The 11,754-nt window shown below is 36.8% G+C and carries 2 protein-coding genes; both read right to left on the bottom strand.

All coding sequences use genetic code 11. From position 1 onward, the window contains the following. Positions 1-188: 188 nt before the first annotated feature. A complete protein-coding gene (locus IEU90_RS02640) occupies positions 189-10,589 on the bottom strand; it encodes an MBG domain-containing protein (protein ID WP_229723550.1) in 10,401 nt (3,466 codons plus the stop codon). A 12-nt stretch (positions 10,590-10,601) separates the two neighbouring features. Continuing rightward, a complete protein-coding gene (locus IEU90_RS11270; protein ID WP_229723549.1) occupies positions 10,602-11,576 on the bottom strand; it encodes a BspA family leucine-rich repeat surface protein in 975 nt (324 codons plus the stop codon). Between the last annotated feature and the right edge of the window lie 178 nt (positions 11,577-11,754).

Below are 11,754 nucleotides of genomic sequence, written 5' to 3'. Positions count from 1 at the left end.
TCACCAGCCTTTTGTTAGTTCTTAACTATTATTATAAAGATAACATGCGAAATAACTACAGAGCTAGTGTCTAACTACGAACGCTAGCTGTGTCCGTTATCGTTCTAAGTTAGCCATAAGCCCTGTCGAGAAGGTTAATTCCTACTCACTTGTTTAGCTTGTTATCGCTCTTAGTTAAAATTAAAATACTATTTCTCACGCTTTTTCTTCTGCATCCCAGCTAAACCAAAGATACCTGCAAGGGTTGCAAAGGCAAAACCAAATAAAGAATTATTATTTTGATCATTACCAGTTTGGGGAAGAACATTAGCTTTTGATTTTCCTTTTATTGGAATCTGAACTAATCGACGTGAGGCAAAGTGTTGATTTGTAACATGTTGGATTACCTGTTCAACTGGTTTATTTTTCGGCTGATCATCAGTTACCTGCTTATCACCATTACTTGTTGGTGCTACTGATTTAGTAGGTACTGATGGTTCAGTCGATTGAATTGGAGTTAACGGTTGACTAGGATTAGTCGGTTGTTCAGGAGTAATTGGCATTACTGGTTTAATAGGTTCTGATGGTCGATTATCCTTGGCGTATTCAATTTCAATATTTTTGTTTTGATCACTAGGAACAACCATTTCAGTTGGCACAGTAGTCTGACTAGCTATATAACCATCAATTTCCGGCACAGAATATGTTGGCCATTCAGTACTACCATTAGCTTGCCAACCACTATAAGTTACCTTGCCAGTAACCGCATCAAATGTTGCAGTCCGTATAAATTTAACCGTTTGAGTAATTACCCGTCGTTGTCCATCAGGTAACTTAATAGTAATGATCCGTGTTACCTCTTTTGTTAGGGATTCCATCTTTTCATAAGTAGTTGATGGATTACCCGGAACTTTTCCTGTTGGCGCTTCTTCTCCTGGCTTAACAATGGTCACCTGATGCTCAATCAAAACGATAACATCGGGGATATCCTTATCATTTGCAATAACTGTTGTTGGGATTAATTGTCCCGGTACAAGTTGCCATCCTGCTGGCACAGCCAAATTCACCACAACCGTCTCACCAGTTTTACCCTGGAGAGCAGTTTGACTAATATCACTACCATTTTCATCCCGATAAATAATAAATCCAGTCTGTTCATCAGGCGTATAGGTAATATCAATTGTTTCATCTGTAGTTGTACCCGTGACGGTTTGAGCGGCAACAATACCTTGACTAGGGGTATAGCCAGCAACCGTTTCTGGTGTAAAGGCCACAAATTTACTATTTTCCCATTTAATGTCAATAACTTCTCCAGTAACGAGATTCTTTGTGCCAATTCCTGTTAAAACAACTTTCTGAACGGTTTGTTTATCACCACTCGGCAAATGCTCAATAATTATCCGCTTTACCACTTTACGCTCTTGAATCAGAGTAGTAGCTGGCTCAATAACAATAACAGTTGTCCCGCCAGTAATCTTCACTGACTGAGGAAGTTTTCCAACTACCTGCCAATTAGTCGGAACTTCTGGCTTGAAGGAAACATCACTGTTCTCTTCTCCAGTAATAGTCTGTGTATGAATTATTTGATCATTGGCATCTTGGTAACTAATAATCTCTTGTCCTTCCTGTGGGACCGGTACCTTATCATACGTGATGTTAACCGTTTCATTTGGCGTATCAGCATTTACCGTCATTGCTGAAACGATCTTTTGACTAGGTACATAGCCCGTAACAGTAACAGGTTGGTAATTAGCCCATTGTGAAGAACCTTGAGAACGCCATTCAGTGTACTTAATTTCACCTGTTACTTCATCAAAAATCGCTGTCCGAGTAAATGTAACTTTTTGTGGAATCGACTGTTCTTCGCCACTTGGATATTTAATATTGATTGTCCGTGTTGGTGTAACCGTTAGTTGTTCCATTGTTGGATAATTCTTGGATGGATTACCTGGAACTTTGCCTGTTGGAATATCAGTCGTAGGAGTTTCCGGAGTAACAATAGTTGTTCCATGCTTAACCTGGATTACTACAGTTGGAATACCCTTTGCTGTTGCTATGACAGTCTTTGGAACTTCTTGACTTGGAACTAGTTGCCAGCCTGCCGGAATTTCTGGTTTAACTGCTACTGCTTCTCCAGTCTTTCCGCTAAGCGGACTGGTACTTATTTCGTTGCCTTCTTTGTCTTGGTAAGAAATAATACCGCTTTGTTCATTCGCTGTGTAAGTAACCTCGATAATCTCATCTTTTTGACCATTCTTAACTTCAACTGCTGGAATTACTTCTTCACTTGCGGTGTAGCCCTTGACTTCTGCTGGAATAAATTCTTTCCAGCTTGCAGTTGACCATTCTCCATAAGCTACTTTGCCCGTTACATCATCGTAACTTGCGTCACGGTAGATCTTCGCAGTTTGAACTTCTGTACTCTTAGTTCCATCTGGGTTAATTACATTGATCGTCCGAGTAATTGCTTGGTTCAACTCATTTTCATGTGCTCCATCAATTTCTTTACCCGTTGGCGTCTTTTCCCCTGCTGGAACTGGATTATTATGGTCAACATTGGTTGTTCCATGCTTAATCATAATTAAAGTAGTCCCATTATCAACAATGATTTCAGTAGGTACATTACTTGGATCACTTGCTACCCAACCTACTAGAATTTCAGGAGTAAATGGAAGTTTTGTTCCCTTTATATGACCATCAATATTAACTGAACTAATTACATTATTATCAGCATCTACGTAGTTAATAGTTTGGCTACTATTTTCCAAAGTAAATATTGCTGTTGAACTAAAGTCAATATTGTAATTTGGATTTTCATGACGAATCTTATTGATTACATCTCCACTAAGCTCAACATCATAAGTCCCAGCTTCAGTTAATTGAGCTGGATGACCATCTTTACTGAATACAAAATCATTTACCGTTAATCCAGTAATATTTTGTTGTTGTCCATTTAACACCACAACAACTGAATAATTACGAGGATCAAGTTCTAAATCTTTAGTAGTTTGAGAACCACTTATTGTTGCATTCGTCTTAGCAGGAATAATTACTAATAATCCCTGACTGCCGTCATAGCTGTAGTTATAGTTACTATCAGCTGCTTTGATTGCATCAATTCCAGTTTGACTTAATTCAACTTGGTAAGTACCTACATTTACTGGATTTCCAACAACTTGAATATCTTTATCAGTTAAGTTATATGTTTGACCATTAGAAAGTTTAACTTCAAATTTATCAGGATCTAATGTCACTGCACTTCCTGTATAAGGAGTTTCTTGATTGCCATTAAAGCTAATTGTTGCATTCGCTTTACTAATTGTGACACTAGCTAAACCATTGAAACTCCAAATGTAATTATTGTTAGTAGCAATTTTACTTTGACTAGAGTCCTTAAGCTTTAAGTAATAAGTACCTACATTTATTGGTTTACCAATCACTTTACCAGTTTCATCAACCCACTCATAGTCATCGACAGATAAAGTAGGTGCCATAAGATTTACGCCATTGTTAGTTGCGATGTTATTAGTAATCTTATCAACATTAATTACAGGAGTTTGACCATTGTAAACCACTTCATATGAACCTGAAGTGGTTACATCAGCACTAGCTTTAGTAATGGTGTAAGTACCCGCAACAGGATTACTCCAATCATAATTTGGATAGTCTTGTTTAATCTTATCAAGAGCCTTTTGACTTAAAGTAACGTTATAACTGCCTGCATCTACTGGAGTTGAGTCAGCACTAAAGATTACATCACCAGCAGTAAGTGGAATATTAATAGTTTGATCATTATTAGTGGTGATTTCTAACTTGTAATTATCTACATTCAAGTTAGGTGATTCACCATTATAAGCCATACTATCTGAACCATTTGAAACAATCCGAATTCCAGCAGAAGCTTTTTTAATAATAAAGCTCCCATTACCTGTTGAAGTATAAGTGTAATTCTTTGTTCCAAAGTGCTTTTCAATATTCCGCAATCCTTGGTTAGAAAGGATAACCTCAAATGTGCCAATGCTAGTTGGAGTTCCATTTTCAAATTGGAAGTCACCGGCAGCAGGAGTATAGGATAAAGTCTTACCATCAGCTGTTTCAACACTAATCGTGTAATCATTTGGATTTAAAGTAGTAGCTTCACCGTAAATAATAGTCGGCACGGTAGTTTTATCACTTACAGTAATGGTTACAGGCATTTGAATTACATCAAACGGTGCTGTATTGGCATCATCTGAAAGTAACCAGTTGTAATCCAAACTATTTAATTTTCTAATGTTTTCCAGCGCTTGATTAGTTAACTTAACTTGATAATTACCAACTTCATTTGGCGTAGTTCCTACAAATTCAAGATCACCAGCTTGTAAAGTATAGCTATAGTTATCTTTATTTACTAATCCTGAAATTGAAACAGAGTACTTACTGTAATCAATTGGCTGATCCTCACCAGTGTAGCGAACACTTTCACTACCATTTAAAGAAATATAAGCATCAACTGGCGTAATTACATAGTTAGCCCCTTTTGTATGTTGCTTATCAACGTCTGTATTGTCGGAATCAGACGTAATATCTGAATTTTCGTTACTTATAGTGCCGTCAGTTGCAACAAATTCTTCTGATTTATTATCACCAAAATCATAATTTGGATAGTATTTTTTTAAAGCATCATAAAGTTTTTGAGTTGGCACTAACTCATAATTACCTACCTGCGTTGGTAAATTATTATCAGAATATTGGGTATCCTTAAATTGTAAATCACCTACTGATAATGGTGTTGGATAAAGAATATCTTTCCCATTCATAGTATCAGTTAAAGCAATTGTAAATTTAGTTGGATCAATTACCACTTGACGACCATATGGCGTGGTTTGAGTTCCACTTAAGGTAATGCGCCCTTTACGAGCATAAATAATGTATTGAGCCAAATCTTTAGTTGACTGAGTAATATCATAATTTGGATTCTCTTGGTTCAAACGGTTAATGGCTGCTGCACTCAACGTGATTGAATATTTACCAGTTTCAATCGCGTCAGCTCCACCATTAATTACTACATCTGACGGTTGAAGAGTAAATTTCACTCCGTCAGGCGCACTATCATAGCCACCCCAGCGAAGTTTTAGATTCTTTATTTGATCTTGATTAGTAATTTTAACTGGATTGCCATCGTATACACTTGAAGCAGTTCCCACAATTCCTACCGTTAATTCTGCAGGAGTAATGCTTAATAATGCTGGTGTATTAGTAAATGTCCAATCATAGTTACTATTAATAGCTTCTAAATTCTTTTTACCTTGGGCAGACAAGTATACATCATAATTAGTAGCATCAGTTGGAGTTGGAACAGTCGTCATTAAGTCACCAGCTTGTAAGCTGTAATTCAATGGTTGCCCATTGTTAGTAATAATTACAACTTGGAAATTACCAGTGCTTAAGTCCACTACCTTACCTGTATAAGTACTATTTTGAGTACCAATCACCCCAACTTCTGCTGTAGCTTTTTCAACTGTAAAGTCTACCGCATCATTATTGTAAGTATAGTTATAATGATTACTTTCAAGATTCCGAATTTGACCTAAAGCCGTATTAGTTAATTTTACCTTGTAACTGCCAGCATTAGTTGGCACCGCAACTTGATTACCTTGGCTATCTACAAATTCAAGATCCTCAGGCTTTAATGAGTAGGTTTGGCCATTTGATAATTTCACACTAATACCGTTAACAACTCCATTAGTATTTGAAATTACTACTGGATTGCCGGTATAAATTGTTGAGCCTGCACCTTCAAGAGTAATAGTTGCCGTTGCCTTTTCGATATGATAATTACCTTCACCTTGATAGTTCCAAGTGTAGTTGGTATTTCCAGTAATCGAATCTTGAACTTTTTGCCAGCCAGCTTGTGTTAAACGAACTTGGTAAGTTCCAATCTCACTTGGTGCAGAAATTACCTTCCCATCTTGTAAGAATTCGTAATCACTTGCAGTTAATTGCAAAGTACTTGGTAAAGTAATTGTCCCTTCATTTGGATTATTAGTGGTGATTTCTGGAATAAAGTCAGCTGGTTTAATGGTTGCTGGTTTACCTGTCCAAGTAATGGTTTGAGCACTAGTATTTGGTAAAGTAATTAAAGCATTCGCTGGTTTAATGGTATATGTACCACTACCAGTAACTTGAACATTTGACCAGTCTAAATTATTAGCATTTACTGCTTTAACTTTATTAATTCCAGTTTGTGTTAATTGAACTGTATAAGTACCTACGTCACTTGGCGCAGTGGTATAAGTTTTTCCATCCTTAACCCATTCAAAATCACCAGTGGTTAAAGTTAGTGAATTATTTCCAGGAGCTGTAATTGTAACTATTGGAGTATAACCATTTATTGGCGTTCCATCATAAATCTTTTCAGCCGTTCCTCTGAAGGATGCACTTGGAATAGCTTTAGTAATAGTTACTGTTCCAAAGCCAGCCTTACTAAAGTCATAGCCATAGTTATCAGCCTGAACTTTGGCAATATTTGCACGACCCTGGTCAGATAATTCAACCTCATAAGTGCCCACGTTGGTATTAGCACCTGCTGTAGTATTAACAAACTGTAAATCACCAGCTTGTAACTGATAAGTTAGACCGTTACCCAATTCAATCTTAAAGTTGACTGGATCAATCACAGCTGTAGAGCCAGTGTAAACAATATTTTCATTACCAGAAAGAGCTACTGAAACATTGGCATTTCTAGTAATTGACAAAGTACCAAAACCAGCCTTATTCCAATTATAATTGTCAGTTTGTGATTCAAATTTCTTCAAACCATTATCAGTTAAGGAAATCGTATAAGTGCCAATAGCAGTTGGTTGTGAAACTACTTCTCCTGCTGTATTAGTAATTACAATATCATCCGCACTTAAGTTTACATTTTCTGGAAGAGCGATAGTTACTCCATTATTAGTTGTAATAGATAATGGGAAATTCTTGTAGTCAATCGTGACAGGTTGACCATTATATTCATTACTTTGGCTACCAGAAATATTAAGAGTTGCCGTTACCTTATTAATTACATAAGTGAAGGCACCATTAATATCAGTAAAGTTATAATTTGGATTTTCTTTATTTAATTTATCAATATAATCCTTGTTCAAAATCAAGTAGTAAGTACCAACATTAACTGGTTGACCCTCAAATTTGACATATTGATCCCCACTCTTGGTGTACCAAGCATAATCATTAGCAGACAGATCATGATTTAAAGTGAAATCAACATCATTGGTTGTATCATGAGCAGTCCAGGTAATTTTTCCATAGACCGTTGTCCCCTGAATAACTTGACCATTATATGGGCGCTCGTAATTGCCACCAATTGTCGCAGTAGCTTGAGCCTTGTCAATATTGTAACTAGCACTCCCAGTAAAGGCATTATCCGCAAATACTACATTTGAAGTATTATTTTGACCATGGCCTGCTAAACTAAGAATGTACTTTTCAATATTAGAAATACCAGTAGGTGTCAACGTAATTGTGTAGGAGCCAACGTTACTTGGTGCCGAACCACTATTCCAAGTGTAGTCACCATCTTTAAGAATATAAGTCTCGTTAGCATCAGTAACACCTGGAAAGTTTACTGTTACTCTAATTTGACCATTACTATTTACTTCAGCAGTTGTAATAGTTTGACCGTTGTATAGACGTGAATTAGAGCCACCCAATACACCGCCTGCTTGAGCTTGAGTAATGGTATAAACAGCTAATCCCGTATTAGTTAAAGTGAAATTAGGATTATCTTTTTCTAAAGTAGCTAGTGCAGAATCTTTAAGTTTTACATAGTAAGTGCCGACATTTTCAGGATTACTGATCGGATTTCCGCTTGCATCTACCCACTCATAGCTATCACTAGTAAGTCCAGTCGTATTTAAAACAACTTCGCGATTGTCAAAGTAAGTAGTAAATTTGAATTTTGAAGCGTCAATACCAGTCGTAGGTTGACCATCATAAACCTTAGTGTAATTTCCCGTTGTCTGGTTGCTTAAAGTCGAGGTAGTTGGTGCGGGAGTAATAATATAAGTGGCAGTACCAGTAATAGTTGACTTACCGTTCTTTTCCCATTTAATACTGTTATTACCACATGTTTTTATAACGTTTTGTCTGCCTTGATCCGTCCAGCGTAACTCATAAGTACCAGCATTAGTTGGCATTTTAGTTGACCATGTTTTGCCATCGTCAGATGAAAATTCTACGTCGCCTGCTTGTAAGTTATAGACATTAGACACAGGTCCTGTAATAAGAACCAAAAGTGAATCATCACCATCTCCATTATTAAGGTCATTAACAGTAATTGGATTACCAGTATATATTGATTGGTTTGTGCCGGACAAAGTTGCCTTTGACGTTGCCGTAAAAGTTACGTTTATCACGGTCGGAAGAGTATCAATAGTAACTTTCTGGCTTGGAATAGGTCTAGGATAAATAATATTTAATGTAGTTTCAGTAGTCCTACCATCAGGATTAGTAACTATTTGTTTAATAATTCTCGTATAATCGTTTCCTAAGGATATAGTGTTATATCGTGGCCATTCACCTGTCGTCCAGCCGCTTCCAGAAAAGCCATCAAACACTACACCACTGTCATCAGCATTTACTTTCACAGGTCTAGTAATCTTAGCTGATTGTGTTGTGGTTTGAGTAATTGATGGGGTCCCTGGATTATTAGGCATCGTGATGTTAATTACACGATTGATGGTTTTTTCTACTAATAATTTAGGTACATAGTAAGTTGTTAATTTACTGCTGATATTAGCTGTCGTACCAAAGTTAGTAGTTAATTGCCCATCAGTTTGTGTATCAACTTTAACGTAACCAGCCGGAGCTTCCGGTGCATTCACAGTAACATCTGCATTACTATCTGTTGGCAAAATCCAAGATCCACTGGCCACTTGGAGACCATTAGTACCCTTACTTGTGTTTAATTTCCAATCGCCATAAGTGACTTTACCAATTACTAGATCTTTAGTAGCTTGGCGAATATAATAAACATCTAAAGTTGCTGAATCAAAAGGCGTATCTTCAGGAGTGCCATTTTCATTAATCTTAACGAAATCAGCTGTCACTGTTCGTGTTTCTTGTGCGTCTGGATCAGTATTTGTTATATCTTGAGTTCTATGAACTAAGTGAATTGTAATATTCGCATCAAATAATGAAGGAGCTGCCTCAGCATCCCACTTATAATTTGGCACAGCCCAATTACAACTTGGATCTGTAAACGGTACTTGATAACTACCATCAATAGTTACCCCAGCTGGCACCCCAGTTATACCAACAGATTGATATTTCCCTGTATCTACGCCTGCTGGAAACCTAAGATTATTACTATATCCACCATTGTCAGCATTTTGAATATCAAATTGTACAATTTCCTTATTGTCCGTATCATCCCAGTAAGTGATCGTAAACTGCATTTGTTGAGTAACAGTAACATTAGCAGTAGCGGGAGCAGTTACGGCAGTGTATTGCTGGCCATTCACAGAAACTGGATAAGTTGCAATAACTTTAACATTATATGTTCCTACTTGATTCCAATTTGGTTCACTATTATCAGCAAATTCAAATGTAGTATCTGCTGGAAAATCAGCAACATTAGCAACTAAATCTTTAGCTGTTAAAGTCGTACCTTTATAGACAGTTTTATCCTGAATCTGAATATCTTTCTTTTGATCTGCGGGAAGAGTAACAACTTGGTAGGTAGCAGTCGCATAGTTAACCAAGTGATTATTGTGACCTGTTACATCATCAACAGAGTCAGTTGAAACTCTCTTTAATACATAGTTATGTTCAGTAACATAATCTTCAAGCTTTTGATCAACCATATCTTTGTAACTATTAATGGCATCCGTCATGTTACTTGCGGCAGCTGCATCATAAATAACAGGGAACGAAATGGTTGTACTTTGCCCACTATCTGCATTATTAATAGTAATATTATGTGTATTATTGTTTTTATTGGATAAAAGAGTGTAGAGATTACCACTAGCTAAAATGATTGGCTGAGTAAAGCCACCATTGACAATACCCAAAGTGTTTAACTTATCAGCAGTAAGTGTGGAGTTATTACCGAGATAAACGACTGACTTAGTATTATTTATGACATTCGATGCACTCGTTACCTTACTAAAGTCCCAGTTAGAAAAATCAACATACTGAGCCGATGAACCAGCAAACAAAACCGACATATCGGTAACCTTGCTAGTGTCCCAGTTAGCAATCGCACTTGCATCAACCAATGATCCTTCATTGGCAAAAGTTGCTTCAAGATTAGTTACCTTACTGGTATTCCAGTTTTCCAAACCATGCAGGCTAGTTAGAGCCTGGTTAACATTAAATGCCCTATTCAGATCAGTCACACTGCTAGTATCCCAATTAGCTAAGGCACTAATGTCAATCAAATTAGCATCACTCATAAAAATGACGCCCATGTCAGTTACATGACTTACATCCCAATTTTCTAGACCTTGTAAGTTCGTAAAACTATTATTAGCAAATGCAGTGTTGAGGTTTTGTAAACTGCTAGTCTTCCAATTGCTTAAGGGAGAAAGATCTGTAACTTTGTTAACATTGTTGAAAATCCGATTCATATTCGTGACTTTTTAAACATCCCAGTTTTCCAAGCCAGTTAAGCTAGTCACGCCCGTCGCATTTTGGAATAAAAGGGACATATTAGTGACATTAGAAACATCCCAATCACTGACCCCACTCAAAGAGAATAGCTTAGAAGCATTATCAAAAGTTGATTGCATTGACGTAACGCTACTTGTGTCTAAACTATTGGCCTCAAAATTAGTCAAATTTGCGTCATTTTGGAATGTCTTATCTAAGTTAGTACTTGCAAGCTTAATCTTCTTATCTTTAGTCTTACTAAAAGCAATAGTAGCAGCATTTTGCCAGCTTTTAATTAAATCATTAGAAATAGATACTTGAAGACCATTAGTTGATGTACCAGCTGTCGTAAAATCTGCTTCGTTAGGCACAATAATATGGGCTGTATCACCCGTGTAGCCAGTTAATTGGTAATAATTACTTCCATTAAACGTTGTATTCTGTCCTGTCCACTTAGAAGTATCTAATGTCCCCCAAGTAGCAGAATCATATCCACCGTTAGTAGTAGTGGCAGCAGCTTGTGTTGTTGCAACCTGATTAGTATCTGCCGTAGTTTCTACATCGAGAGTAAGCAAAGCATTTTTATTTTCTTCATTATTAGTTTTACTTGTAGAAGAATTGGAATTTGAGCTTTCAGTATTCTGAGCAGTTGTAATCTTTTGTTCACTGGTTTTAGTAGTATCATCTACAACAGTTTTCTTCGTTTCATCCGCATTTTGGGCAGTCTCAGTCGCTGAACTTTGCGTTTGCGCCGGTTCAGCTGAAATTGAAGTGACAGAATTGCTACCTGCTTGAGTTGTTGTTGGGGTAGTCGTATCTGCTTGGACACTAGCATTTACTACTGCAGTTGCCCCAAAAGCCAACATAAATGTGGCACAAGCGGTAATCCACTGTTTCTTAGCCTTATATAACTTATAATTCTTATTTTTTGGAGTCATGCTCCGTAAAGGATTATTTTTACTCATAAGATCTCCCCCGTTTCTTAGTCATTTATCTTCTTATAATTATAGCCTAATCCCAATCCTTTTAAATTAGTTTTTTTATCATCCTATTAATTTAATAGGCAAACAAAATTTATACTTGACATTCTTAAGAGCAAAATTAATAAAAAAACGAATGGTCGCTTTACGCTTAATACCATCC

The sequence above is a fragment of the Limosilactobacillus caviae genome (genome assembly GCF_014635905.1).
Lineage (GTDB): Bacteria > Bacillota > Bacilli > Lactobacillales > Lactobacillaceae > Limosilactobacillus > Limosilactobacillus caviae.
This window is presented reverse-complemented; position numbering and strand designations above follow the sequence as displayed.

Excerpts from the sequence above, each read along its gene's own strand:
- IEU90_RS11270 (WP_229723549.1), bottom strand. The coding sequence starts at position 11,576 with ATGAGTAAAAATAATCCTTTACGGAGCATGACTCCAAAAAATAAGAAT.
- IEU90_RS02640 (WP_229723550.1), bottom strand. The coding sequence starts at position 10,589 with ATGAATCGGATTTTCAACAATGTTAACAAAGTTACAGATCTTTCTCCC.